The following is a 22,973-nucleotide window of genomic DNA, read 5'->3' as shown; positions in this document are numbered from 1 at the left end:
CGTGAGAAAAACTCACAAAGGCCTAGACCTTGAGGGCCAGGGCCCTGGCATTGTTGATATGCTCCGTGATGGCCTCGACGGCGCGCTGGGGCTGCCGGCTCTCAATGGCGTCGAGGATCGTCAGATGCTCGCGCATCACCGGCACTACGCGGCCGTCGATGCGGAAGCGCTCCTGGTTGATCAGGCGCATCTTGATCGAATTGACCCGGTAGGCCTTGGCGATGATCTCGTTGCCGACCGAGTCGATGATGGTGTCATGCAGGTTCCAGTCGATCGCCTGGGCCTCGTCGATGATCTCGGGCGTGAGCTGGCCCGCCAAACCCTTTGCAAGGGTATCCTCGTGTTCGCGACGCAACCCGGCCAGCAATTCGTCCGAGGCCGAGAGGGTGAACAAGGCGATGGCTTCCTTTTCCATGAAAAGGCGGAACTGGAAGGCGTCCCGGATCAGCGCGAGATCGATATGGGCAATCTGGATGCCGCGCTGCGGAATGGTGGTCAGCAGGCCCTCGGCTTCCAGCCGCGGCACCAACTCGCGGATGGCGCCAAGCGGCAGTCCGGTAAGCGCCACCAATTCGCGCTGGGAGACGAACTGCCCGGGCCGGACGTCGCGCGCCAGGAGATGGCGCGTGAAACTGGCATAGGCCTTCTCGCGCAGCCGCAGCGGTTCGCCACCCTCCTCCATGTCTTCTCCCTTCTCTAAGCCGCTTTAGTTTGCTGGAGATGATCCAGCAGGCCGCCGAGCCGCTTCGCGTCGGCCTCGGCAAGGGACTGGAGCGGCGGACGCGTCCGCCGCCAGGCGTCATCGCCCGAGCGATGGGCGATCAAAGCCTTCACGGCCGGGATGACTGGATATTTGACGAGGTCATCGACCAGGCTGGCGAGGGCGGTATCGTCGCGCCCCTCATAAGCCATGGCGCCCATGCGCTCGGGGCAGATATTGGCCATGCCCGAAATGGCCCCCTGCCCGCCGAGCCGCACGCCCGAAGCCAGGTAGCGCTCGTCGCCGATCAGGATCGCGATATCGCGATGGGCGGCCAGCAGGGTCTGGGTGAAGGGCCAGTTGCCGGACGAATCCTTTATGCCGGCCACTGCGTGCGGAAATGTGGCCCTCAGACGCCCCACGAGGGCAACAGAGAGCTCGACCGCTGTCACCGACGGAATGTTGTAAAGGTAAAAGCTGCGGGCCTTGGTGCCGAGCGTCTCGAAAACGCCGGCGAACCAGCCAAACAGGCCGTCGTCGCTGAGCCCCTTGAAATAGGATGGCGGCGCCAGCAGCACGCCCCGGCAGCCGGCATTGAGCGCCTGTGTGGACTGAAGGGCAGCATCTGGAACGCTGTTGGCCATCACGCCCACCACGATCTCGGAGGGCTGGATTCCTGCGTCGAGAAAAGAAGCGAGCAGGTGCTCCCTCTCGGTCGTACCGATCGAAGCCCCCTCGCCTGTGGTGCCGAACAAGGTGACACTCCCGCAGCCATTGGCGAGACACCAGCGGGCATGCGTGATGGCGCGCGCCTTATCGATCTGCCCCCTCGCGTCGAAGGGTGTCGCCAATGCCGCAGAGAGGCCGAAATGTCCGTGCTTCATCACTAAATCCAACGCACTCATTCAATATGTATTTATGTGTAACAGGCTGACATGTCAGTGGCAAGCTCAGCCTTGAGCCTGGCGGGATTTGGCCGCACAAGAAATAGTTATCCATTTAGCAAAGTGTGTATTGCAGCAGGGACATCTGCTTGATTAGCTGGCGGCGATGACAACGCCGCCACCCTCGCTCGATTTGATGTTCCAGGCCCTCTCCGATCCCACCCGCCGGTTGATCGTGGAACGGTTGAGCCTGGGTCCGGCTTCCGTTCGGGATCTGGCGCGGCCCATCACGATGTCCCTGCCCTCGGTGCTTCAGCACCTCAAGGTCCTCGAGGCTAGCGGGCTCGTGCAGACGCGGAAGGTCGGCCGGGTGCGCTTGTGCACCTTGCAGCCGATCGCTCTTCAGGTGATCGAATGCTGGGTCAATGCGCGCAATGCGCCGCCTGCCTCGAAGGAATGAGGCTCGGGATTTCCGTCCCCCGTGGCGCACAATCGCATGTTATGACGAAGCCTGAGCCAACCTGGTCTTCGTCAATGCCTGCGCCCGTCCTTGCGACTGATCCCGTTTTTGCTGATCTTCTGAACAGCAGCTTCACCCGCCTTGTTGGCCGGCCCCTGATTCCGGCCAATGGCGCGGAACCGGGGGCAGCGCATTGGCTCTATGAGCTTGCTCCCTTCTGCGTGCTCGCCCACAACACGGCCAACGATCCAATATTCATCTATGGAAACAAGGCTGTACAGCGTTGTTTTGAATACGATTGGGAGGAATTGACGCGCCTGCCTTCACGCCTGTCGGCCGAGCTTCCTAATCGCGAGGAACGCCAGCGCCTTCTCGATATCGTGCGGCGGCAGGGTTTCATCAGCGATTACACCGGCATCCGCATCGCCAAATCCGGACGGCGCTTCGTTATCGAGAATGCCATCGTGTGGGAGTTGTTCGATGAAGCGGGCACCCGCCACGGCCAGGCGGCAATGTTCGCGTCCTGGCGCGATATCAGCGAATGAGCAGCGCCGTGCCCCACAGACCCAGGGCGAAGACCGTGTGGGCGACGAGGTTGAAGAAGCGCACCTTGTTGGGGCTCGGTGTCTTCGAAGCCGCCCAGCCGATGCCGAGGCCCGGCTGCAGCAAAAACCAGCCAAAGCCAACCGTGAGGATGCCGAAGATCCACGCCGGGATGAAGGTGGGACTGTCGAGCCACGCAGACCCGGCGAAGATCACCAGCAGGATCCCGTAGGCAATGCCGACGACATAGTGGCCAATCCAGCCGAGCGCCAGTTCATGCGCATAGGGCGCGGCCTGGCCGATGTCGTCGTGAAACACCTTGCCGTCCTTCAGATGCCAGAACCAACGCCCCACCGGCGCCCAGTTCGGCAGGCTCTCTCCGAAGAATTTGTAGAGGATGATCGCCCACAGATCCATGAGGATGGTCGCTCCAATGCCGATGGCCACCGAGCGCCAGAGAACGTCGAACATGTGAAATCCAGGAAGAGTAAAGAGGGATTGATCGTACCAAATCACCCCCAGCTGTCGGGCGCAATGGTCGACTGCCGCTTCAAGTCTCCAAAAGTGCTTCGATTTCCTCGGGGTCTCCTATAACGACGCGCCTTGCTAGGGAAATCGCGAAGCCGCCCCGAGCCAGCGCGGCGATTTCCTTCTCGATATCATGGTCGCGGTCCGGCCGACGCCAGGGTCCGATTCGCTTGCGCCGGGCGAACCGTGCCGCCGCCCTCTCCTCCACCGCCTCGCGATCGTCAATGGCAAAGGCCGCGGCCACCACGGTGGCATCGACTCCTTTGGCTTTGAGAGCGGCGCCGATCCGCCGCGTAGAATGGCCCTTGCTCCGGCCGATGTGGATGCGGGCCTCGACGAAAGCTGCGTCATCCAGAAAGCCAAGCCGGGTGCAATAGGCGATCGTCCGTTCGATCATCGCCGTTGCGTCGACATCGGTACCGAGCTTGCGCCGGGCACGGCGCTGCAGGGCCTGTCGAAGATTGGCGATGCTGGTCGTGCGCTGGCCCAGATAATGCAGCGCGGATTTACGCATCCAGCTTTCCTCGCGGTCGAGGTTGGGATCTGCAGGCATTCATCCATCCGTTTCGAATCGCAAAAGAGCTTGCCGGATATCGGGCCGCCGCGCCATCATCGAGCCCCAAAGGCAGGAGGCCGGCATGACTGGGGATCACGACCATCGCTGGAAACATGACGGCGTGCGCGTCATCCCGGGCGGCGAACTCGATGCCAATACGGCGCAGACACCCGGCATGGACCGCAAGGCGGCCATCAATTTCGCCCGTGTCGGCGCGCAGAAGATCTGGGCCGGCACGGTGACCATCCATCCCAATGCCAAGACCGGCGCCCATCATCATGGCCATCTCGAAAGCGTGATCTATGTGGTGAAGGGCCGGGCTCGCATGCGCTGGGGCGAGCATCTTGAATATGTGGCGGAGGCCGGACCCGGCGATTTCATCTATGTCCCGCCCTATGTGCCGCACCAGGAGGTCAATGCCAGTCCGGATGAGGTCCTGGAATGCGTGCTGGTGCGCAGCGACGGCGAGGCGGTTGCAGTGAATCTCGATATCGAGCCGGTGGAAAAGCCCGAATCCGTTCGCTGGATCGACCCGATCCATCGGGGGTGATCCCTGGGAGCGCGGAGATCTTGTCCGCCTCTTTCTTTCCCACGAACTTACCGTTTCCAAGAGCGGACAAGATGTCCGCGTTCCCAGGCGGAGCTTGACAGGACCCGTCTCTGGCGGGCACGTCACTGCTTTCCTCGTACCGGGCGGTTTGAATGTCGTTCTCTCTGGTGATTTTTGATTGTGACGGCGTTCTCGTCGATAGTGAAATCCTGTCCGCGCAGGTCGAGGCCGAAGCCCTGAGCAATCTTGGCGCGAAGGTGACTGCCGCAGATGTCATGCGGCACTTCCTCGGCTTGACACAGGACGCCCTGGAGAAGCGCTTTGAGCAGGATTTCGGGCTGAGGCTGCCGCACGATCATGCCCAGACCACCGCCCAGATGCTGAGAGCGGCCTATCTCACCCGGCTCGATCCGATCCCCGGCGTTCGCGAAGTGCTGGAGACGCTCACCATTCCCTATTGCGTCGCGTCGAACAGCCCGCCGGCCAAGCTCGGCCTCGGCCTTAGCGTCACCAATCTGTTCGAACTCGTCTATCCCAACATCTTCTGCTCGAAGCTGGTGGCTCGCGGCAAGCCGGCGCCGGACCTTTTCCTGCATGCGGCTAGGACCATGGGTGTCGCACCTTCCGAAACGGTGGTGGTCGAGGACAGCGTTGTCGGCATCAGGGCGGCCAAGGCGGCTGGGATGGTTGCAATCGGCTTCGTCGGCGGGCTCCACCACATGCCACCAAGCGAGGAAGCACTGGTCGCGGCCGGCGCCGATCACATCGCCGAGACGATGGAACAGGTCAAGATGCTGATCACGGCGTGATCGCTGGGAGCGCGGACGTCTCGTCCGCTCCTGAAACGAAGGGCGGGAGAATTGGAAAGCGCCATTGTTGAAGGACGAGACTGCTTTACGGCCTCAATCTCAGGCGATCATCGAGGCACTGTCTAGCAAGCGTATCGTTTCAAGAGCGGACGAGACGTCCGCGCTCCCAGTATCAGTCCATCGAGATCTTCGCTCCGCGCATTGACTTCACGCTGGAGCGCCGCGATTTGGATTCCAGCCGTCTTGCCTTGGCAGCCTTGGACGGTTTCGTCGCCTTGCGCGGCGGCGGAGGCGGCGTCGCTGCCTCGCGCAGCAGAGCCACGAGGCGGTCACGCGCGTCCTCTCGGTTGCGATCCTGCGTACGGAAGCGCTGGGCAACGATCACCACCACCCCGTCCTGCGTCAGTTTCCTGCCCGCCAGCTTCTGGGCGCGGATGGCGACCTCGTTCGGCAAGGAGGGCGAGGTGCGGATATTGAAGCGCAGTTGCACGGCCGTCGAGAGCTTGTTGACGTTCTGTCCGCCAGGGCCAGAGGAGCGCACGAAGTCTTCATCGATCTCGCGCTCGTCGATGGACAGGGTGGGAGTAATCTCGATCATCGCGCGTGCATAGCCCATCACCTTTCGCACCGCCGCAAAAATCTGCGGATAAGTTCACGAATTGTTCTTGTATTTTCGAGGGCCCTCCTTCAATTTCCTTAACAAAGCTCTTATCTCACGGCGAAAGCCCACAGGATCGTCTGAATGTCTGGCCGCCCCTCCTCCGGCAGCGCTGTCCCTTCGCCTGCCGACCGCCGTTTCATCACCGTGCGCGGCGCGCGCGAGCACAATCTCAAGAATGTCGATCTGGAAATCCCGCGTGACAAGCTCGTGGTTTTCACCGGCCTGTCCGGCTCGGGCAAATCCTCGCTTGCCTTCGATACCATCTATGCCGAGGGCCAGCGGCGCTATGTGGAGAGCCTGTCGGCCTATGCGCGCCAGTTCCTGGAGATGATGCAGAAGCCCGACGTCGACCAGATCGACGGACTCTCGCCAGCCATTTCGATCGAGCAGAAGACGACGTCGCGCAACCCCCGCTCGACGGTCGCCACCGTCACGGAGATCTACGACTATATGCGCCTGCTATGGGCGCGTATCGGCATCCCCTATTCGCCAGCCACCGGCCTGCCGATCGAAAGCCAGACCGTCAGCCAGATGGTCGACCGCGTCCTGGCGATGCCCGAGGGCACCCGCCTTTTCCTGCTCGCGCCCGTGGTGCGTGGCCGCAAGGGCGAGTATCGAAAGGAACTGGCCGATTTTCTCAAGCGCGGCTTCCAGCGCGTGAAGATCGACGGTACTTTCTACGAGATCGCCGACGCCCCTGCCCTCGACAAGAAGCTCAAGCACGACCTCGATGTGGTGGTCGACCGCATTGTGGTGCGGGCCGACATCGCCGCACGCCTGGCCGATTCCTTCGAGACCGCGCTGGAGCTTGCCGACGGTATCGCCGTGGTGGAACTGGCCGACCAGAAGGAGGAGGACGGCTCGCCCAGGCGCGTGATGTTCAGCCAGAAATTCGCCTGCCCCGTATCCGGCTTCACTATTCCTGAGATCGAGCCGCGCCTGTTCTCCTTCAACAACCCTTTCGGCGCCTGCCCCTCCTGCGATGGGCTGGGCACGGAGATGACGGTGGATCCGGTGCTGGTGGTGCCGGACGAAACGCTATCGCTGCGCAAGGGCGCCCTCGCCCCCTGGGCGAAATCGACCAGCCCCTATTACAATCAGACGGTCGACGCCCTCGCCAAGCATTACCGGTTCGGCGTCACCACCCCCTGGAGGGACCTGCCGGAGAAGGTGCAGCAGGTCTTCCTCTACGGTTCGGGCGAAGAGCAGATCCTTTTCTCCTTCGATGACGGCTTGCGTTCCTATGAGACGCGCAAGGCCTTCGAAGGCGTGGTGACCAATCTGGAGCGACGCTGGAAGGAAACCGATTCCGAGCAGGCGCGCGAGGATATCGGCCGCTTCATGGCCAATACACCCTGCAAAGCCTGCGGCGGTTTCCGTCTCAAGCCGGAAGCCTTGGCGGTAAAGATCGCGCATAATCATATCGGCCATGTCTCCACCATGTCGGTGCGCCAGGCGCAGGTCTGGTTCGAGGCGCTTCCGGCCGAGCTCAACGCCAAGCACAACGAGATCGCCACGCGCATTCTCAAGGAAATCCGCGAGCGCCTGCGCTTCCTGGTCGATGTCGGCCTCGACTACCTGACGCTTGCGCGCAATTCCGGCACGCTTTCGGGCGGCGAGAGCCAGCGCATCCGCCTTGCCTCGCAGATCGGCTCAGGCCTGTCCGGCGTGCTCTATGTGCTGGACGAGCCGTCAATCGGCCTGCATCAGCGCGACAACGAGCGTTTGCTCGAAACATTGCGGCGCCTGCGGGAACTCGGCAATACGGTGATCGTGGTCGAGCATGACGAAGACGCCATCCTGCAGGCGGATTACGTCGTCGATGTCGGTCCCGGCGCCGGCGTGCATGGCGGCCAGGTCGTGGCGCACGGCACGCCCGAAGAGATCATGGCCAACCCCGCCTCGCTCACCGGCAAATACCTGACGGGCGAATTGTCCGTGCCGATGCCGGCCGAGCGCCGCCGCCGGCAGAAGGGCAAGTCTCTCAAGCTCACCGGTGCGCGCGGCAACAACCTCAAGGACGTATCGGTGGAGGTCCCGCTCGGCCTGTTCACCTGCGTCACCGGCGTGTCGGGCGGCGGCAAGTCGACACTGCTGATCGACACCATCTACAAGGCGGTGGCGCGTCGACTGAACGGGGCGCTGGAGCACCCTGCCCCCTTCGACAAGCTCGACGGGCTGGAGCTGATCGACAAGGTCATCGATATCGACCAGTCGCCGATCGGCCGCACGCCGCGTTCGAACCCAGCGACCTATACGGGCGCTTTCACGCCGATCCGCGAATGGTTCGCCGGCCTGCCGGAGGCCAAGGCGCGCGGCTACCAGCCCGGGCGCTTCTCCTTCAACGTCAAGGGCGGGCGTTGCGAGGCCTGCCAGGGCGATGGTGTCATCAAGATCGAGATGCACTTCCTTCCCGACGTCTATGTCACCTGCGATGTCTGCAAGGGCAAGCGCTATGATCGCGAGACACTCGACGTAAGGTTCAAGAACAAGTCCATCGCCGACGTGCTCGACATGACGGTGGATGAAGCCGCCGACTTCTTCAAGGCGGTGCCGACGATCCGCAACACCATGGAGACGCTGGCCCGGGTGGGCCTCGGCTACGTCAAGGTCGGCCAGCAGGCCACCACCCTGTCGGGTGGCGAGGCGCAGCGCGTGAAGCTGTCGAAGGAGCTGGCACGCCGCTCCACCGGCCGTACGCTTTATATCCTCGACGAGCCGACCACGGGTCTCCACTTCCACGACGTCGCCAAGCTGCTCGAGGTGCTGCATGAGCTCGTCGACCAGGGCAACAGCGTGGTGGTGATCGAGCACAATCTCGAAGTCATCAAGACCGCTGACTGGGTTATCGACATGGGTCCGGAAGGCGGCGACGGCGGCGGCGAGGTCGTGGCGCAGGGCACGCCTGAGCAGATCGCCAGGGAGCCGCGCTCGCATACAGGTCGATTCCTGCGGGAGGTAATGGAGCGGCGCCCCCAAGGGCGTCGCGGTGAAGCGGCGGAATAGCCGGCAGCTATGCAATACGTTGCATAGCTATTGTGCAATTGCATGATTTTCGAGCGATATTTTAAGCCGGTAACGTTTTGGCATGCGTTTTTGCATGCCTGCCTCGAGCTTGCGGCTCTACCTCGCGTAAATCGATTCATTTATACACAACGTCATGGACGGAGACAGAAAATACGCCGAAACGAAGTTCATAAGCGCATCTTCAAGCAAGGCGGTTACCGCCCAGCGTGAAGAAGATGCAATCACCACTGAGGCAGAGATGTTCCTGATGCCAAGGGGCCGGGAAGTCTCTCAAGGATAGGACTATGTTGTTCGCTGCTTTGATTGAACGTGTTGTCGCCTGGCGCCGTGAGCGCGTGACGTTGACCGAGCTCAAGCGCCTGAACGCCCGCGACCTCGCCGACATCGGCATCAACGGAAGTGAGATCCGCAAGGTTGCTCGCGCCGCCGCCCGCGCCTGATCGCAAGTTCGACGAATGACCCGCTCAGCGGGTCGATGACGAGCCGCCCCATGGGCGGCTTTTTATTTGGGTATGCGAGACGCCGAAAGTCCTCGGGTGATCGCGGCGTTCTCCAGATCGGCTCCAGCGTTGGGGACAATCGCCCCCTGCCCTCGCCAGTCAGCGGCACGATGACTGCACACTACCCCTGAATGATATGCGGATGGCTGTTCGGAAGGCTCACCTTGATATTGGGGGCGGGCCCGAGCATGAGATGGCGCAGATAAACCAGGACTGCTCGCAGCCGGTACATGAACGGTCTCTGCAGGGAGACAGCCCCCAGCAGCAGTATGGCGGACAGGAACAGATGAAGCCGACTGGCGATCGGTCCCCCGGATTGCGCGATGCCGGAGAACGGCACGGTTCTCAGCCAAGGCAGCTTGAACATCTTGAGGATGGCGTAAATGTCATCTTCGTAGATGCGCTTGCCGACAAAGCCATTGGCTGCCTTGTTGCCCCCAACCGGCTCCGTGTGCCGTACTGGGAAACGATCGATCACGGCAAAATCCTCGGGACCTTCGCTAACTAAATTGCACCAGATGACGTCGATGCCGCTTTCAAAGCCAAGAGAATAGAGGGGCGCGATCCGCTCCAGAATATCCTCTCGGAAAAAGGGGCACATCATCTCGATGTAATTGACATAACGCAGGTCAAAGCCAGGCTGCTTCAGCAGAGCCGCAAAGGTGAAGTGGCTGTCCCATGTCAAAGCCGGCTGTGCAATCTTGAGGTTGTATTTTCTGCACACATCGAAGGTGCCGCTGATGGCTCCAGCGTTGACGTCAATATCTTCATCGAAGAAGCAGATATATTTGTAATTGCGCAGGAGCGAGGCATGCTCGTTGAGGAAGCCGCTATAGCCTTCGACTTTCTTGCCTTTCCTGTATTCGAACCGGATGCCCTCACCGGTTTCGGCGGGTACGCCTGGATCATAGCAACTGAGGAAAACATCGAAGTTCCGGGCCGAGGCGGGAGCAAGCCAGCGCGCGTGCAGGCTCTTGCGCCCAATGCGTGCAACCAGCAGATATTCCTTGCCTCCAGCGCCGGAAGGGCCGGTCGAAACGTCGTTCATATCACCGAACCCTGTTTGACGCGGCGCATAAGCGTGCCGGCACCGAGAATCCTCTGCCGCCAATTCCCGGCTCCAGACGGAGTGCCGCCCGGTGGTTCGACATCCTTGAATTCACCTTGGCATGTCAAGATGGGAAGAAAATGTCGGACGGAAAATTCCATGCGCCTTCGTTGACATCACGCCCGTTCAAGCCTGCTTTTGAACAGCATGCACCATCGGGATGACATGTGCCTCCGCCGGCTTGGGCATGCCATGCGTCTCCGCTGGCTTGGGCGGCGACACCACAGGGTCGGGATAAGGGCTGTCGTCGCCCGGTTCACGCCAGAGGGCCCCCTCGCAAAGAGTGTGCAAGCGCCGCCCCGCCGCGTCCGATGAAAGGGCCGCCTTGGTGTTCCGCTTGATCAGCCTCCAGGCCTTGACCATCGGCAGGAGATAGGCGCCCCAAACGTCGTTGTACTCCTCCTCCTCCGGCTTCCCGAGCCCGTAGATGAAAGTCTCGTTCTTGGCCGGAATGATCGCCGTATTGAAAAGCCAGTCCCAGACCGAAAGCTTGTCGCCGAAATTCTTATCCCAGTACTGGATCTGCGAACTGTGATGCAGCTGATGCATATGCGGGCTGAGCAGAAGCCGGTCGAACGGACCGAAGCTCACAGGGAAATGGGAATGCCTCAATACGTTCATGATAACGATCGAGCCCAGGATCTTGGCATTGAAGAACAACACCAACAGATCCGGAATGCTGAAGCCGTAGATGAAGCCCAGCACGCCCATCGTTACGCCGACCATGAAAGCGGCGGCAAGAAGGTCGAACATGTTGCCCACAGGATGGGTGCGATCGGTCGTCGCCGGATTGAGGAAGGTGGCGGAGTGATGGACCTTGTGCAACTCCCACAGAACCGGCACGAAATGCTGCAAGTAGTGGGTGTAGAAAATCATGAAATCATTGACGATGAAAATAACGATCGAGCAAATGACGATGGTCAAGAAACCAAAAGCCGCCGGGGTATGGTTCGGGAACAGATAGGACAGCCCCGCCTCCACCGACAAGGCAACAAAAGTCGCACAAAAGGTTTCGCTGACGCCATAGACGGCTTTCATGAACTTTGAGGCAAGGTACATCACCACATCGATCGCCGAAGTCTTCTTCGACCACTCGTCGAATGGGAAGCAATAACGAACAAAGCCCAACAAGCCCGAATGTTCGGTACTGAACCTAAATTGGAGGAAAAAGCATGCGACCGCGGCCACGAAAAAAGTGACCCACGTGATTATGAACATCGGCAAGTTTATTGCGCTGAAATTCGTATAGATCTCGTTCATAGTTCCCCCGGTTGATCCGAGCTGCGCAAAATTTGAAAGTGAGTGGTGCTCACTTTTATGTAGCGCCCCCCGTCATCATCACAGCTGCGATCAAAAGCAGCAGAAGAACGGGCCATCTGCCTTGATTCGAGTTCCTTGCACACATCAGGACAGCCAAACATTCTAGTTTGATGCAGCAATTCCTCAACGCGGATCACGACATCGTGCCCTCAGCTTTTATTGGTACGGACCCACGAGCATGTATCGCATGGGATATTGGTAGTGCAGTCCGTGCAAACGGAACAGATTGTAAGTCCTCCAATTCTGCCCTCAATCCACTCAGTGGTAAAATTTACATCACTCCGGTTCGACAAAAAAATGCCTAAAATATCTATACATTATCGTTAAACTTATATTTTACATGCCGCGTTTTTAGAAAGAGGGCTTTATTCAATCTCACGGATAATGCTTCCATTGTATTGATATATTCATTTTACTTAGTCTATTTTATTTCAAAGAGTAAGATTACATTTTCGCATTCTACCGTCTATACATGTTTTCGTGATATTAGCATTTAAAGAGGATACAGCACCAGACGTGACATGGCGGTGATAGACTAAATAGCGGGTGACGGGCGAGAGCTCTGTGCTTTATCGCACGTGCCGGTAACGCACCATGGTTGCCTCGCTGCTTGCCTCAGGTGAACACTTGCCTCATCGATACTTCCATATGGAAAGGTTCGAAGGTGACCTTGAGTAATTAAATGTGCAGGAATGAAAAAAGGCGATGATTCCAACCCGAAATGGATATATAAAGATTATGGAAGAGAGAATATTTCCAGATGCTCAGACGTACTGACTTTATATCTGCTCCTATCGATATGACGAGAACGTCATGTCCAAATATAAGCAAGGCATCGAGCGTGATTTCATGAATTCTCTCGGCACTCACCTTCCTAAGGCACTTAAGAAGGGGGTCTAATTTGCCATATAATACCAAGGGATATGGGCATCATCTCAAAGGAGGTAATGCCCTAGCTCTCGTGGATAGCCATCGGGGTCAATTTGCTGACTGCGCCCTTTCGCCGCCGAAGTTCGTTCGAAGCCTGCTGCCGGAGCTCTATTGTCCGAAGGGGGCGGGCGGCCCTTGTTACACGCTCCCAGATCACCTAAATTATTCGTTAAGACATGCGCTAGCTGCATCCGAATCCAGATCGCTCTGCAATTTTGATCACATTGTGACACAATTGGAATGAAGCCATGCGTTTTGTGCATTCTTGTTGTGCGGTGCAGCATCTAGCGAAATGCCACGTGATGGCTCATATTGGATTTGTGAACGGCGCTAAAGAATTCGCTTGGGCGCCAGTTTGCGAAGAAGGAACCTTATCATGTTGTTCGTTGCTTTGATCGAACGTGTCCGCATCTGGCGCCGTGAGCGCGAGACGTTGGCCGAACTCAAGCGCCTGAACGTACGCGATCTGGCCGACATCGGTATTAACCCTGCCGACGTTCGCGCGATCGCGCGTCAGGCAGCCCGCGCCTGATAGGCGCTGGTTGATACCAATGAGTCGCTCGCCCCCTGGGCGGCGCTCATTGGTGCAAGTTTCGGGCGCCGCCCGCGCATCCCCCTTTGCAGTGGCGTCTCATGGTTGTTTCGCGGCCGATGGGAACAAGTCCCGGCCGCAGGCATCCGACCAGGAAATCGGCGCCGTCTTCATCTGCTTTGCCCATCGAGGCTGGCACTTGAGTCGCGTTTAGATGCTGGCACATGCAGAGCCGCCCCAGAGTGGGCGGCTTTTTGTTTTGGTTCGCGGCTCCAATGTTCTAAAAGCCCTCCCATGACAATTGCACCTGTTCACATCGTCGGCGGCGGGCTCGCCGGTTCCGAGGCTTCCTGGCAGCTCGCTGAAGCGGGCGTTCCCGTCGTCTTGCATGAGATGCGGCCGGTCCAACCCACGGAAGTTCACAAAACCACAGATTTTGCCGAGCTCGTCTGCTCGAATTCATTTCGCTCCGATGACGCCGAGACCAACGCTGTCGGCTTGCTTCACGAGGAAATGCGCCGGCTCGGCTCTGTCATCATGGCCTGCGCCGACCGGCACAAGGTTCCGGCCGGCGGTGCGCTGGCGGTCGATCGCGACGGGTTCTCCGCGGAGGTGACGGCAAGGCTGGAGGGTCATTCCCTGATCGAGATCCGGCGCGAACATGTCGGTGCACTGCCTCCCGAGGCGTGGGACAGCGTCATCATCGCCACGGGCCCCCTCACCTCTCAACCGCTGGCTGACGTCATCGCCGGCCTGACCGGCGAGACCTCCCTCGCCTTCTTCGACGCCATCGCACCGATCGTGCACCGCGAATCCATCGATATGGACATCGCCTGGTTCCAGTCGCGCTACGACAAGCCCGGTCCCGGTGGCACCGGTGCCGACTACATCAACTGTCCGATGACAAGGGAGCAATACGAGGCCTTCCTCGATGCCCTGATGGCCGGCGACAAAACCAGTTTCAAGGAATTCGAGGGCACGCCCTATTTCGATGGCTGCCTGCCGGTCGAGGTGATGGCCGAGCGCGGCCGCGAGACCTTGCGATTTGGGCCGATGAAGCCCGTCGGCCTCACCAATCCGCGCAATCCGCAGGTCAAGCCCCATGCGATCGTGCAACTGCGCCAGGACAACGCGCTTGGCACGCTCTACAACATGGTCGGCTTCCAGACAAAGCTGAAATATGCCGAGCAGGTACGGGTGTTCCGCATGATTCCGGGCTTGGAGAATGCCGAATTTGCGCGCCTCGGCGGCCTGCATCGCAACACCTATCTCAATTCGCCTGTCCTGCTCGATGAGACGCTGCGGCTGAAATCGCTGCAACGGCTGCGCTTCGCCGGCCAGATCACCGGCTGCGAGGGCTATATCGAAAGCGCCGGCGTGGGCCTGATGGCGGGACGTTTCGCGGCCGCCGAACGCCTCGGGCGTGCGCCCGTGCCACCGCCGATGACGACGGCACTCGGTGCGCTGCTCAACCATATCACCGGCGGCCATATCGTCAGTGACGAGACCGGCCCGCGCTCCTTCCAGCCGATGAATGTCAATTTCGGCCTGTTTCCACCGCTCGAGGTCATGCCCAAGGGCGAGGACGGCAAGCGCCTGCGTGGCACCGAGAAGACTCATGCCAAGAAGCGCGCAATGAGTGCCCGGGCCTTGCAGGACCTCGAAGCCTGGAAGGCGGCGACCGCGCGCGAACAGACCCTCGCCAACGCCTGACGCGGTACGGCTTAGCGCAGCGAGGCCCTCAGGAGCGGAAGCAGTCGGCCGGGAATCGAACTCGAGGCCACCGCGCCGACATCGCGAGCGCCCATGCGACGGTAGGAGGACGCTGCCTCGGGGTCGGCCTCGATCATCAGGATCGAGGCTCCCGCCTTCGCGGCGCGGCTCTTCCCCCAATCATAAAGGGTGCGCCCTACCCCCTTCCCCTGGAAGGCCGGGTCGACGAAGAGCTTGTCCAGGATTGCGGTCCCGCCATCGACGCGGATCTGGATGACGCCGGCCAGCGCCCCGGACACATCGGCAACCTGGATCTCATCCGTGCTGATGTCATCGGCCGAAAGAGTGCGCTCGTCACGACAGGCCCGAAGGAAAGCATCGTCATAGCCCCATACGGCCTTTGATCGCAGGCAGAGGTCGCTCAAGGCGATGGCTTCCTGGGGCGTGGCGGATCTCAGCACGATCATGTCCGCACCTTTGGGGCGACCGGAAAGGATTTGCGAGGTTCGCATCTTTCGCAGGCTGCGTCAGCAGCCATATCCTTCGATGAACAGAAGAAAGAGATCCGGAACCCGTGTATCAGCGCATCGCAGAGTCAGGAGGCATCTGCTGCCGAATGATGCTAGCGTGCCGCCGACCTGGTCTATTCCCAGTGGCAATGCCGATGTCCCATAGACCCATCAAACCGCACACGACACTCCTCACGAACAGGACGCCCGCCATGACGCGACTTCCCGCCATCGGCCTTGCTTTGGCCTGCCTTCTCACCGCCGGCGCTGCCTGGGCAGACGACTCCTCGGGTAGCACCGAGGCTACGCCCGACCTTTCTGCCATCCGCAGCCAGATCAAGGCCGACGACTACAAAGGGGCGATCACGGGCCTGCAGGCTCTCGCCGACCAGGGATCGAAGGATCCGGATGTCTACAACCTCCTTGGCTACAGCCTGCGCAAGAGCGGCGATCGCGCCACCGCGCAAACCTATTATCAGAAGGCCCTGGACCTCGATCCCAACCACAAGGGCACGCTGGAATACCAGGGCGAGCTCTATGTCGAGAACGGCGACATTCCCAAGGCGCAGCAGAACCTGGCCTTGCTCGTCAAGCTCTGCCCGAGCGGCTGCGAGGAACGGGAGGATCTCGAGAAAGCCCTGGCCGGGGCCAAGGCCAAGTAGGACGCCCCTCGCGTCGCTAGCGCCGTGCGAATCGCCAGAGGTACCACTGGCGCAGCCATTGCGCCTGCTCGGCCCGATCGCGGAAGAGGTTGAAGCCCGGCCTGGTCATGCGACGTAGGAGCGGGCGGACGAGCGCAAGGCCGACATAGGCGGGCGCCACCGCCGTGGGGACCGCCGACAGAAGTCTCTCGGCTGTCTCCAGATGGCCGCGCGCCAGGCCTGCGAATTCGGCCAGCATGGCCCGCAATTCCGGCGTGTTGCGCCCGTTCAGCAGGTCCTCGCGCGCACTGCCATGATTGATGACGATATCGGCCGGCACAAAGATCTGCCCGCGTGCCGCATGGCGGGCGGCATGGCTCATCAGGCTCGCAACACCATAGGCCACGCCGGCATGTCCGGCGAGGTCGGCCGCACCGGCATCGCCCCCATCGGCGAGCATGAGACTGGCGAGGCGAAACAGGCTGGAACTCGTCTCGCCGCAATAGCCTTCCAGATCAGTGACCGAGGGCAGGAGATCGTCATAGAGATCATGCGTGTGGGCATCGATCAGCGTGGTCAAGGCAGGCACCGGCAAGTGGTAGCGTTCGATCGCCGCACTCAATTCGGCCGCGACGGGATGGCCCGAGGCATTGCCGCGCGCCTGCCCTTCGAGCAGGTCCCGCCACCATTGCAGTCGCACCTCTCCGGGCAGCGGCTCGGACACCATGTCTCGCACGCGCTCGATCTCGCTATTGAAGGCGTAGAGGGCGATCAGGCCGCGGCGATGCTGCTGTGGCGCGAACAAGCAGGCGAGCCAGCGGTCGCGGTCATGTTCGCGCAGAAGGCCGCTACAATAGCCCTCGTCGCTGACGCTGTCATTGCTGTTGGCCTGTTCTGCACTCATGCTGCAGGACTCATGATCCAGAGACTCATGGCGCAGCGATCAGGGCGGCAGCGACGCGCCGGTCCTCGGCCAGCAGGATGTTCCAGGTCTGGGTCGCAGCGCCCGTCGGCATCGCATCGACGGAGATCCTGAGGTCACGGAAACGCCAGCGCAAAGCCTCGGGAAAGAAGGCGACGTCCTTGCCCGTGCCGATCAGCAGGATATCGATCTTGTCGGCCTCGGCGTAAACAGGCTCGAAGGCCTGTACCGAGAATTCCGCAGGACTGGAGACCGACCAGGCATGCATGCCTGAGGGCAGGCAGAGCAGCGAGCCGCGGTGGGACATTTCGGCAAAGCGAAAGCCCCCGCTGCCATAGGCATCGATCGGCGCCACACGGGGCAGGAAGCGCCGTTCGGCTTCCTCCATCGCGCCTACTCCGCCGCCTTCGCGCCGATCGGAGCATCCTTGGCACCCGCGCCCTGGGCCTCATGGCTGCCGGGCCGCAATCCGAGATAGATCAGTACGGGCGAAGCGATGAAGATCGACGTGTAGGTACCCACCAGCACGACGCCGAAGAGCATGGTCGCCGTGAAGGAATGGATGGCCGGGCCACCAAAGATCAGCAGTGCCAGCAATGCGAGAGCCACGGTGACATGGGTGATGACGGAGCGCGACAAGGTGGCGTTGATGGATTCATCGAGCAAGTCGCTCATCGGCTTCTTCTTGTACTTGCGCAAGAGTTCGCGAATACGATCGTAGATGACGACGGTGTCGTTCAGCGAATAGCCGAGGATGGTCAGCAGCGCCGCGACACTGGTGAGGTCGAATTCAATTTGCGTCACCGACATGAAGCCGATGGTCAGAACGATATCGTGCACGTTGGCGATCATGGCGCCGACGGCGAACTGCCAGTCGAAGCGGAACCACAGATAGACCAGGATACAGAGGATCGCGACGAAGATGCCAACGGTGCCGACGGTCACCAGTTCCTGCGAGACGCTCGGCCCGATGATCTGGATGCTGTTCTGGTCGCCCTTGAAGGAATAGTCCTTCGACAGCGCGTCCTTGATCTTGTCCGCCGTCGCCTGCTGGGCGGCGTCGCCGCCAGGTTGCAGGGCGATGCGCATCAGCACCTGGCCGCCATCGCCGAACTCCTGGACCTGGACCTCGCCCAGATTGAGCGGAGCGAGGGTTTCCTTCAGCGCCGTAACGTCGGCCTTGCCTGATATCGCGGTGCCCTGCATCGCGATGCCGCCCTTGAAGTCGATGCCGTAATTCAGGCCATGGGTAAAGAACAGCACGAGGGCAAGGATCGACAGCACCGCCGACGTCGGGAAGCTGAAGCGCCGGAAGCGGATGAAGCCGAAATTGGTGTTGTCGGGAACAATGCGTAGATGGCGCACCGCGCTCACTCCATCAAGCTATCAAATCGGGATGGAGCGAGGCTTGACCCCGCGATACCACCAGGAAACCAACAGGCGCGTGACCGTGAAGGCGGTGAATACAGTCGTGATGATGCCGATGCCGAGTGTCACCGCAAAACCCTTCACGGCGCCCGTGCCGACGAAATAGAGCACGGCGGCGGCGATGAAGGTGGTGATGTTGGAATCGAGGATGGTCGCCAGCGCGCGCGAGAAGCCGGCATCCAGCGACATCAGCACCGTGCGACCTGCTCTCACCTCTTCGCGGATGCGCTCATAGATCAGCACATTCGAATCCACGGCGATGCCGACTGTCAGCACGATGCCGGCGATGCCGGGCAGTGTCAGCGTGGCGCCGAGCAGAGAGAGCAGACCAAAGATCAGGCCCACGTTGAGGGCCACGGCAATCGAGGCGATGATGCCGAACAAGCCGTAGCTCGCGACCATGAAGACGACGACCAGGAGCGAACCAACGAGCGCCGCCATCTCACCGGCGTGGATCGCGGCCTGGCCGAGGCCGGGGCCTACCGTCTGCTCCTGAACCACCGTCATCGGAGCAGGCAAGGCGCCGGAGCGCAGCAGCAGAGCCAAGTCCTGCGCGGACTGTGAGGTGAAGCTGCCGGAAATCTGGCCCGAGCCGCCGGTGATCGGTTCGCGGATCACCGGGGCCGACAGCACCTTGTTGTCGAGCACGATGGCGAAGGGCTTGTTGACGTTCTCGGTGGTAACTCGGCCGAACTGCCTGGCGCCATTGGTATTGAAGCGGAAGGAAACGACAGGTTCACGCGTATTCTGGTCGAAGGACGCCTGGGCATCGGTGAGTTCGTCACCCGCCACCATCACCTGGTCCTGGACGAGGAATTTCTGCGTGCCGTCCTGCGAGGGCAGGAGTTCGGAATCGACAGGTGGGCGTGTCTGCTCGGCCTGCTGGACCGGCATGCTCAGGTCCACCAGGCGGAATTCCAGCTTGGCGGTCTTTCCCAGGATCTCCTTGAAGCGATCGGGATCCTTGAGGCCAGGCAACTGCACCACGATGCGATCCTCGCCCTGGCGCTGGATGATCGGCTCCACGACGCCGGTGCCGTTGACACGGTTGCCTACGATTTCGACCGAGCGCTGCATGATACGGTTCATGCGATCCCGCAGGCCTTCGTCCGTCAGAGTGACCGTGATCTGGCCAGGCGTATTCGAGGTTACGGTGGCCGTGCGCGTGCCGCCGCCGAACAGGTTGCCATCCGGCGAATTACCGAGCACCTGCAGGAGGTCGACAGCCTTCGACGTATCATCGGGGTTCGGCAGGGTCACGAGAATGCCGCGCCCTTGCAAGGCGGCCTGGCTGCGGATCTTGTTGTCGTTCAGGATCTGGCGGGCCTGAGCGCGCAGACTGGTGACCTGATCCTTGAGCACCGCGTTCTTGTCGACCTCGAGCAGGAAGTAGGAACCACCCTGCAGGTCGAGGCCCAGTGTGAGCGCATTGTGCGGCAACCAGGTCGGCATGGCGGCGCGCCAGCTTGCCGGCATGAGGTTGGGCGCGGCCAGCCAAAGGCCGATAAGCAAGGTTAGGAGAACCGCGGCGGTCTTGCCAGGAGAGAAATGCAGCATGTTGGAACAGTCCGAGCCTTGACGGCCTTTCCCGGGACAGGCCGGCCTTGACGACGCGTCAGCGGCCTACCCTGAGTCTGTTGGTATCGTGTCGTAAAATCCGGACGAAAAGATGAGGCGAACGCCTCCTTTTCGCCTCAGGCATTCTCCGCCTTCTTTACCGGTTCGGTCTTGGAGCGCACGCTGGCGACCATCTCGCGCACCACCTTCACGCGCACGCCGTCGGCGATCTCAGCCTCGATCTCGGACTCGCCCTCGACCGCCTTGGTAACCTTGCCGACAAGGCCGCCGGACAATACCACGGTGTCGCCCCGGCGAATGGACTTGAGGGAAGCCGCCTGTTCCTTGGCCTTGCGTTGCTGGGGACGGATCAGCAAGAAATAGAAGATCACGAACATCGCGATCGGCAGCAGCAATGTGCTGCCGAGTGTGGAGAACAGATCGCCGCCGCCCTGGGCTGCCTGGGCAAAGGCTGGAGTCGTGAACATCTGGGTCGCCTCTCAAGGGAAACGGCCGGTCAGGCCGGCCGCAAATTCGCGCGGACTATAGTGATCCAGCGTTCGAAAGCAAACGGAACGCGTGTTTTTCTGGGGTGAAACAAGCCATTGGGCGTTCTTTTTCGAAATCTCCATATGAGCGCGGAAACGGGATTTCCAACCAAGCAGTGAAGCGTTTGCGCCACTTCCCATCCAAATGCCACCCATGAAACTGTTGCGGAAGCCGGCGGTCTCACCGTCGACCGCATGGGAAATGACAAAAATTTCATCCATGAAGGCCTGATTTCCGGCCTTCTCTCGGACGCGATGTTCGAATCGCGGTCTGCCCCGGATGGGCTTGCCGAGAGAGTCGGCGACGCTTTTCAGGCCCGCCTCCCCGCGCTACAGAGGGCATTCGCTTTCCCACCAGTTGGTTGCCATGTCAGACATTTCCGCTGCCGAATTGCCCGCCCTCCTTGCCCGGATTGCCGACGCGCTCGAACGCCTTGCCCCTCCCGCCGCGATCAAGGCCGATTTCGATGCCGCCGAAGCCTTCGTCTGGCAGGCGAGCGAGAAATATCTGCAGCCGGTACCAAAAGTAAACCGGGTGGCGATGCCGCTTCTCAAGGGCATCGATCTCGTACGCGACCTCTTGGTGGAGAACACAGAGCGCTTCGCCCGCGGCCTTCCCGCCAACAATGCGTTGCTGTGGGGTGCGCGCGGTATGGGCAAGTCGTCACTGGTGAAGGCTGCCCATGCCGACACCAACGCCAAGGTCGGAGGCACGCTCAAGCTGATCGAGATCCATCGCGAGGATATCGAGAGCCTGCCGGAATTGATGAATCTCACCCGCCGCTCGCCCTATCGCTTCATCGTCTTTTGCGACGACCTCTCCTTTGACAGTGACGACACGTCCTACAAATCGCTGAAGGCGGCGTTGGAGGGCGGTGTCGAGGGCAGACCTGAGAACCTGATCTTCTATGCCACTTCGAACCGCCGCCACCTGATGCCCCGCGACATGATCGACAACGAGCGCTCCACGGCGATCAATCCCGGCGAGGCGGTGGAGGAAAAGGTCTCGCTCTCGGATCGCTTCGGCCTTTGGCTCGGTTTCCATCGCTGCAGCCAGGACGACTATCTCGACATGGTCTATGGTTATGCCGATTATTTCGGCCTCGAACTCGACCGTGACGCCATGCGAGCGGAGGCGCTGGAGTGGGCGACGACCAGAGGCGCCCGCTCCGGCCGCACGGCCTGGCAATATGTGCAGGACTTGGCGGGTCGCCTGGGGAAGACACTGAACTGATACTGGTCATCGGCCCGAAAGGCGTGACTGCCGAGGGCAGAGCCGGGCTTTTATTGGCTATCTTGAGATCGCGACTAGATAGCGAGCAGAAAGAGGCAAACTGGCGCCTCCAAGCGCTCTTGCATGAATCCCGACGGTACCTTCACGAACCTCCGGCAGTGAAAGGCCTTCGACGTCGACCCGCGTAAGTGCGTCGCGGATCGCCGCCACGAGACGGGCCCTTATTTCGGTCGGCATCCAGCCATCGACGATAGCGACCTCAAAGTCGATTACCGCGCAGGCCGAGGCAATCGCATAGGCGAGCGCCTCACCGGCATCGGCGATCCAGATATCAACATCCTCGCCCAGTTCGCCCCAATTCTGGGGTGAGGTCCATAGATGACTAGCATCGATGCCTCGTCGAATAAGCGCCTTCTCAAGCATCGCAATTGAGGCACGATCGATGAGTTGGGCGGGCTTTCCGTTTGATGACGGTACTGGCATCGAACCCAGCGCCCCGGCATTACCCGTCATTCCGCTAAAGAGGCGGCCATTCAGGACTACGCCTCCACCAGCAAATGCACCAATGTAAAAGTATACGAAGTCGCGCAGGCCCCTCGCGCCGCCGAATGCGAGTTCCGCTCCACATGCGGACGTTGCATCGTTCTGGAGGTAGACCGGAAACTCACAACGCGCCTGCAGATCCGCCCTGATGTCGCGATCACGCCAATCATCCATCACCGAGGCTGGTGCACCGGCTGCGTCGACCCAGTTCCAGAGTTCAAACGGAATCGCGATCCCCAGCCCCGCGACTCGACCCCTCACTTCTGCCGGAAGGCCAGCGCGCATAGCTTGGATACTGTTGGCGGCAAAGCGGACGGTATCTCCTGGTGTGGGATACCGATAGGACTGGCTCAGCATCGACCTGACTGTTCCCAAGAAGTCGATCAGCACAAGTTCAGAGCTGCGCCGCCCGATCTTCAAGCCGAAGAAGAACGCCCCGTCTGGATTGAGCGCCATTGGCACTGAAGGTTGGCCGACCTTGCCACGAACAGGCGATTGCCGGACCAGCAGCGAGGTTTGCTCAAGCTCCCGCATGATCACGGAAACGGTCTGGAGGGTCAGTCCGGTCAAACGGGCGATATCGGACTTGGCGAGTGGTCCCTGCTCGCGAACAAGAGACAGCACAAGCCGTTCGTTGTGATCGCGCATATCGCTCTGATTGGTGCCACGGCGAAGCCGTCTGCCGCCCACATCAAAAGAGCCCTGTTTCGAGACGTCGACGTCCACCCTGTTCCCCGCAATTGATGGGTGAGGCTGTTTGTCCACTCTTT

The 22,973-nt window shown here is 60.7% G+C and carries 25 protein-coding genes; 10 read left to right on the top strand and 15 right to left on the bottom strand.

Annotated elements, in window-relative coordinates; genetic code table 11:
• Positions 1–22 precede the first annotated feature (22 nt).
• Both ACMDCR_RS17805 and ACMDCR_RS17800 read right to left on the bottom strand, forming a co-directional pair.
• Positions 23–682 carry a GntR family transcriptional regulator gene (locus ACMDCR_RS17805; protein WP_413987888.1) on the bottom strand — a complete coding sequence of 220 codons (660 nt, stop codon included), beginning with the start codon at positions 680–682 and terminating at the stop codon, positions 23–25.
• Positions 683–696: 14 nt separating this feature from the next.
• Positions 697–1,584, bottom strand: coding sequence for a dihydrodipicolinate synthase family protein (locus ACMDCR_RS17800; RefSeq protein ID WP_413987887.1), 888 nt, complete (start codon positions 1,582–1,584; stop codon positions 697–699).
• 166 nt (positions 1,585–1,750) lie between these two features.
• Between ACMDCR_RS17800 and ACMDCR_RS17795 the strand changes: the two genes are divergently transcribed.
• Entirely contained in the window at positions 1,751–2,044 is a 294-nt protein-coding gene (locus ACMDCR_RS17795; protein ID WP_413987886.1) for an ArsR/SmtB family transcription factor, read from the top strand.
• 74 nt (positions 2,045–2,118) lie between these two features.
• The gene (locus tag ACMDCR_RS17790) at positions 2,119–2,589 is read left to right on the top strand and encodes an MEKHLA domain-containing protein (protein WP_413987885.1); all 471 of its coding nucleotides are present in this window, start codon (positions 2,119–2,121) and stop codon (positions 2,587–2,589) included.
• Here the strand turns inward: ACMDCR_RS17790 and ACMDCR_RS17785 are convergent.
• The gene (locus ACMDCR_RS17785) at positions 2,579–3,058 is read right to left on the bottom strand and encodes a DUF2938 domain-containing protein (protein ID WP_413987884.1); all 480 of its coding nucleotides are present in this window, start codon (positions 3,056–3,058) and stop codon (positions 2,579–2,581) included. The two genes, ACMDCR_RS17790 and ACMDCR_RS17785, sit on opposite strands and share 11 nt — an antisense overlap.
• 79 nt (positions 3,059–3,137) lie before the next feature.
• Positions 3,138–3,668 carry a regulatory protein RecX gene (locus ACMDCR_RS17780; protein ID WP_413987883.1) on the bottom strand — a complete coding sequence of 177 codons (531 nt, stop codon included), beginning with the start codon at positions 3,666–3,668 and terminating at the stop codon, positions 3,138–3,140.
• A gap of 85 nt (positions 3,669–3,753) precedes the next feature.
• On the opposite strand from ACMDCR_RS17780, the gene ACMDCR_RS17775 reads away from it, so the two are divergent.
• Both ACMDCR_RS17775 and ACMDCR_RS17770 read left to right on the top strand, forming a co-directional pair.
• The gene (locus tag ACMDCR_RS17775) at positions 3,754–4,221 is read left to right on the top strand and encodes a cupin domain-containing protein (protein WP_413987882.1); all 468 of its coding nucleotides are present in this window, start codon (positions 3,754–3,756) and stop codon (positions 4,219–4,221) included.
• Between the two features lie 152 nt (positions 4,222–4,373).
• On the top strand, positions 4,374–5,030 hold the full coding sequence (locus tag ACMDCR_RS17770) for an HAD family hydrolase (protein WP_413987881.1): 657 nt from the start codon (positions 4,374–4,376) through the stop codon (positions 5,028–5,030).
• A 172-nt stretch (positions 5,031–5,202) separates the two neighbouring features.
• Here the strand turns inward: ACMDCR_RS17770 and arfB are convergent, their stop codons facing one another.
• The gene (arfB, locus tag ACMDCR_RS17765) at positions 5,203–5,646 is read right to left on the bottom strand and encodes an alternative ribosome rescue aminoacyl-tRNA hydrolase ArfB (protein ID WP_413987880.1); all 444 of its coding nucleotides are present in this window, start codon (positions 5,644–5,646) and stop codon (positions 5,203–5,205) included.
• A 126-nt stretch (positions 5,647–5,772) separates the two neighbouring features.
• On the opposite strand from arfB, the gene uvrA reads away from it, so the two are divergent.
• Together uvrA and ACMDCR_RS17755 are read left to right on the top strand one after the other, a co-directional pair.
• Entirely contained in the window at positions 5,773–8,697 is a 2,925-nt protein-coding gene (uvrA, locus tag ACMDCR_RS17760; protein ID WP_413987879.1) for an excinuclease ABC subunit UvrA, read from the top strand.
• A 305-nt stretch (positions 8,698–9,002) separates the two neighbouring features.
• On the top strand, positions 9,003–9,158 hold the full coding sequence (locus ACMDCR_RS17755) for a DUF1127 domain-containing protein (RefSeq protein WP_413987878.1): 156 nt from the start codon (positions 9,003–9,005) through the stop codon (positions 9,156–9,158).
• Positions 9,159–9,339: 181 nt separating this feature from the next.
• Here ACMDCR_RS17755 and ACMDCR_RS17750 read toward each other — a convergent pair whose 3' ends face one another.
• Positions 9,340–10,266, bottom strand: coding sequence for a hypothetical protein (locus ACMDCR_RS17750; RefSeq protein WP_413987877.1), 927 nt, complete (start codon positions 10,264–10,266; stop codon positions 9,340–9,342).
• Positions 10,267–10,452: 186 nt separating this feature from the next.
• Positions 10,453–11,586, bottom strand: a complete 1,134-nt coding sequence (locus tag ACMDCR_RS17745; RefSeq protein WP_413987876.1) for a sterol desaturase family protein — start codon at positions 11,584–11,586, stop codon at positions 10,453–10,455.
• Between the two features lie 1,366 nt (positions 11,587–12,952).
• On the opposite strand from ACMDCR_RS17745, the gene ACMDCR_RS17740 reads away from it, so the two are divergent.
• Together ACMDCR_RS17740 and trmFO are read left to right on the top strand one after the other, a co-directional pair.
• Positions 12,953–13,108 (top strand): DUF1127 domain-containing protein, encoded by a 156-nt coding sequence (locus ACMDCR_RS17740; protein ID WP_284312003.1) that lies wholly within the window; start codon positions 12,953–12,955, stop codon positions 13,106–13,108.
• Between the two features lie 294 nt (positions 13,109–13,402).
• Positions 13,403–14,821 carry a methylenetetrahydrofolate--tRNA-(uracil(54)-C(5))-methyltransferase (FADH(2)-oxidizing) TrmFO gene (trmFO, locus tag ACMDCR_RS17735; protein ID WP_413987875.1) on the top strand — a complete coding sequence of 473 codons (1,419 nt, stop codon included), beginning with the start codon at positions 13,403–13,405 and terminating at the stop codon, positions 14,819–14,821.
• 11 nt (positions 14,822–14,832) lie between these two features.
• Here trmFO and ACMDCR_RS17730 read toward each other — a convergent pair whose 3' ends face one another.
• Complete coding sequence (locus ACMDCR_RS17730) at positions 14,833–15,288, bottom strand: GNAT family N-acetyltransferase (protein WP_413987874.1); 456 nt, start codon at positions 15,286–15,288, stop codon at positions 14,833–14,835.
• A gap of 254 nt (positions 15,289–15,542) precedes the next feature.
• Between ACMDCR_RS17730 and ACMDCR_RS17725 the strand changes: the two genes are divergently transcribed.
• Positions 15,543–15,992, top strand: coding sequence for a tetratricopeptide repeat protein (locus tag ACMDCR_RS17725; protein ID WP_413987873.1), 450 nt, complete (start codon positions 15,543–15,545; stop codon positions 15,990–15,992).
• Positions 15,993–16,008: 16 nt separating this feature from the next.
• Here ACMDCR_RS17725 and ACMDCR_RS17720 read toward each other — a convergent pair whose 3' ends face one another.
• The 6 genes from ACMDCR_RS17720 to ACMDCR_RS17695 all read right to left on the bottom strand — a co-directional run bounded on the left by ACMDCR_RS17720 (position 16,009) and on the right by ACMDCR_RS17695 (position 20,648).
• Positions 16,009–16,875, bottom strand: coding sequence for a phytoene/squalene synthase family protein (locus tag ACMDCR_RS17720; protein WP_413987872.1), 867 nt, complete (start codon positions 16,873–16,875; stop codon positions 16,009–16,011).
• Positions 16,876–16,900: 25 nt separating this feature from the next.
• The gene (locus ACMDCR_RS17715; RefSeq protein WP_413987871.1) at positions 16,901–17,281 is read right to left on the bottom strand and encodes an Mth938-like domain-containing protein; all 381 of its coding nucleotides are present in this window, start codon (positions 17,279–17,281) and stop codon (positions 16,901–16,903) included.
• Positions 17,282–17,286: 5 nt separating this feature from the next.
• Complete coding sequence (gene secF, locus ACMDCR_RS17710) at positions 17,287–18,258, bottom strand: protein translocase subunit SecF (protein WP_413987870.1); 972 nt, start codon at positions 18,256–18,258, stop codon at positions 17,287–17,289.
• A gap of 21 nt (positions 18,259–18,279) precedes the next feature.
• Positions 18,280–19,878 carry a protein translocase subunit SecD gene (secD, locus tag ACMDCR_RS17705; RefSeq protein WP_413987869.1) on the bottom strand — a complete coding sequence of 533 codons (1,599 nt, stop codon included), beginning with the start codon at positions 19,876–19,878 and terminating at the stop codon, positions 18,280–18,282.
• Between the two features lie 137 nt (positions 19,879–20,015).
• A complete protein-coding gene (gene yajC, locus ACMDCR_RS17700; RefSeq protein ID WP_413987868.1) occupies positions 20,016–20,366 on the bottom strand; it encodes a preprotein translocase subunit YajC in 351 nt (116 codons plus the stop codon).
• A gap of 12 nt (positions 20,367–20,378) precedes the next feature.
• Positions 20,379–20,648, bottom strand: a complete 270-nt coding sequence (locus tag ACMDCR_RS17695) for a hypothetical protein (RefSeq protein ID WP_413987867.1) — start codon at positions 20,646–20,648, stop codon at positions 20,379–20,381.
• 145 nt (positions 20,649–20,793) lie between these two features.
• Here ACMDCR_RS17695 and ACMDCR_RS17690 point away from each other — a divergent pair, with 145 nt between their 5' ends.
• Positions 20,794–21,660: an ATP-binding protein gene (locus ACMDCR_RS17690; protein WP_413987866.1), complete on the top strand. Its 867-nt coding sequence runs from the start codon at positions 20,794–20,796 to the stop codon at positions 21,658–21,660.
• Between the two features lie 57 nt (positions 21,661–21,717).
• Here the strand turns inward: ACMDCR_RS17690 and ACMDCR_RS17685 are convergent, their stop codons facing one another.
• Positions 21,718–22,929 (bottom strand): ROK family transcriptional regulator, encoded by a 1,212-nt coding sequence (locus ACMDCR_RS17685; RefSeq protein WP_413987865.1) that lies wholly within the window; start codon positions 22,927–22,929, stop codon positions 21,718–21,720.
• Positions 22,930–22,973 lie beyond the last annotated feature (44 nt).

This window comes from Labrys okinawensis, assembly GCF_047345005.1.
GTDB classification, from domain to species: Bacteria; Pseudomonadota; Alphaproteobacteria; order Rhizobiales; family Labraceae; genus Labrys; species Labrys okinawensis.
Note: the sequence above shows the minus strand (reverse complement) of the source record. Positions and strands in the feature narration are given on the sequence as shown.

Bases quoted from the DNA above. Each gene is read 5' to 3' on its own strand.
- ACMDCR_RS17805 (WP_413987888.1), bottom strand. From the start codon at position 682: ATGGAGGAGGGTGGCGAACCGCTGCGGCTGCGCGAGAAGGCCTATGCC.
- ACMDCR_RS17800 (WP_413987887.1), bottom strand. From the start codon at position 1,584: ATGAAGCACGGACATTTCGGCCTCTCTGCGGCATTGGCGACACCCTTC.
- ACMDCR_RS17795 (WP_413987886.1), top strand. From the start codon at position 1,751: ATGACAACGCCGCCACCCTCGCTCGATTTGATGTTCCAGGCCCTCTCC.
- ACMDCR_RS17790 (WP_413987885.1), top strand. From the start codon at position 2,119: ATGCCTGCGCCCGTCCTTGCGACTGATCCCGTTTTTGCTGATCTTCTG.
- ACMDCR_RS17785 (WP_413987884.1), bottom strand. From the start codon at position 3,058: ATGTTCGACGTTCTCTGGCGCTCGGTGGCCATCGGCATTGGAGCGACC.
- ACMDCR_RS17780 (WP_413987883.1), bottom strand. From the start codon at position 3,668: ATGCCTGCAGATCCCAACCTCGACCGCGAGGAAAGCTGGATGCGTAAA.
- ACMDCR_RS17775 (WP_413987882.1), top strand. From the start codon at position 3,754: ATGACTGGGGATCACGACCATCGCTGGAAACATGACGGCGTGCGCGTC.
- ACMDCR_RS17770 (WP_413987881.1), top strand. From the start codon at position 4,374: ATGTCGTTCTCTCTGGTGATTTTTGATTGTGACGGCGTTCTCGTCGAT.
- arfB (WP_413987880.1), bottom strand. From the start codon at position 5,646: ATGGGCTATGCACGCGCGATGATCGAGATTACTCCCACCCTGTCCATC.
- uvrA (WP_413987879.1), top strand. From the start codon at position 5,773: ATGTCTGGCCGCCCCTCCTCCGGCAGCGCTGTCCCTTCGCCTGCCGAC.
- ACMDCR_RS17755 (WP_413987878.1), top strand. From the start codon at position 9,003: ATGTTGTTCGCTGCTTTGATTGAACGTGTTGTCGCCTGGCGCCGTGAG.
- ACMDCR_RS17750 (WP_413987877.1), bottom strand. From the start codon at position 10,266: ATGAACGACGTTTCGACCGGCCCTTCCGGCGCTGGAGGCAAGGAATAT.
- ACMDCR_RS17745 (WP_413987876.1), bottom strand. From the start codon at position 11,586: ATGAACGAGATCTATACGAATTTCAGCGCAATAAACTTGCCGATGTTC.
- ACMDCR_RS17740 (WP_284312003.1), top strand. From the start codon at position 12,953: ATGTTGTTCGTTGCTTTGATCGAACGTGTCCGCATCTGGCGCCGTGAG.
- trmFO (WP_413987875.1), top strand. From the start codon at position 13,403: ATGACAATTGCACCTGTTCACATCGTCGGCGGCGGGCTCGCCGGTTCC.
- ACMDCR_RS17730 (WP_413987874.1), bottom strand. From the start codon at position 15,288: ATGATCGTGCTGAGATCCGCCACGCCCCAGGAAGCCATCGCCTTGAGC.
- ACMDCR_RS17725 (WP_413987873.1), top strand. From the start codon at position 15,543: ATGACGCGACTTCCCGCCATCGGCCTTGCTTTGGCCTGCCTTCTCACC.
- ACMDCR_RS17720 (WP_413987872.1), bottom strand. From the start codon at position 16,875: ATGAGTGCAGAACAGGCCAACAGCAATGACAGCGTCAGCGACGAGGGC.
- ACMDCR_RS17715 (WP_413987871.1), bottom strand. From the start codon at position 17,281: ATGGAGGAAGCCGAACGGCGCTTCCTGCCCCGTGTGGCGCCGATCGAT.
- secD (WP_413987869.1), bottom strand. From the start codon at position 19,878: ATGCTGCATTTCTCTCCTGGCAAGACCGCCGCGGTTCTCCTAACCTTG.
- yajC (WP_413987868.1), bottom strand. From the start codon at position 20,366: ATGTTCACGACTCCAGCCTTTGCCCAGGCAGCCCAGGGCGGCGGCGAT.
- ACMDCR_RS17695 (WP_413987867.1), bottom strand. From the start codon at position 20,648: ATGGATGAAATTTTTGTCATTTCCCATGCGGTCGACGGTGAGACCGCC.
- ACMDCR_RS17690 (WP_413987866.1), top strand. From the start codon at position 20,794: ATGTCAGACATTTCCGCTGCCGAATTGCCCGCCCTCCTTGCCCGGATT.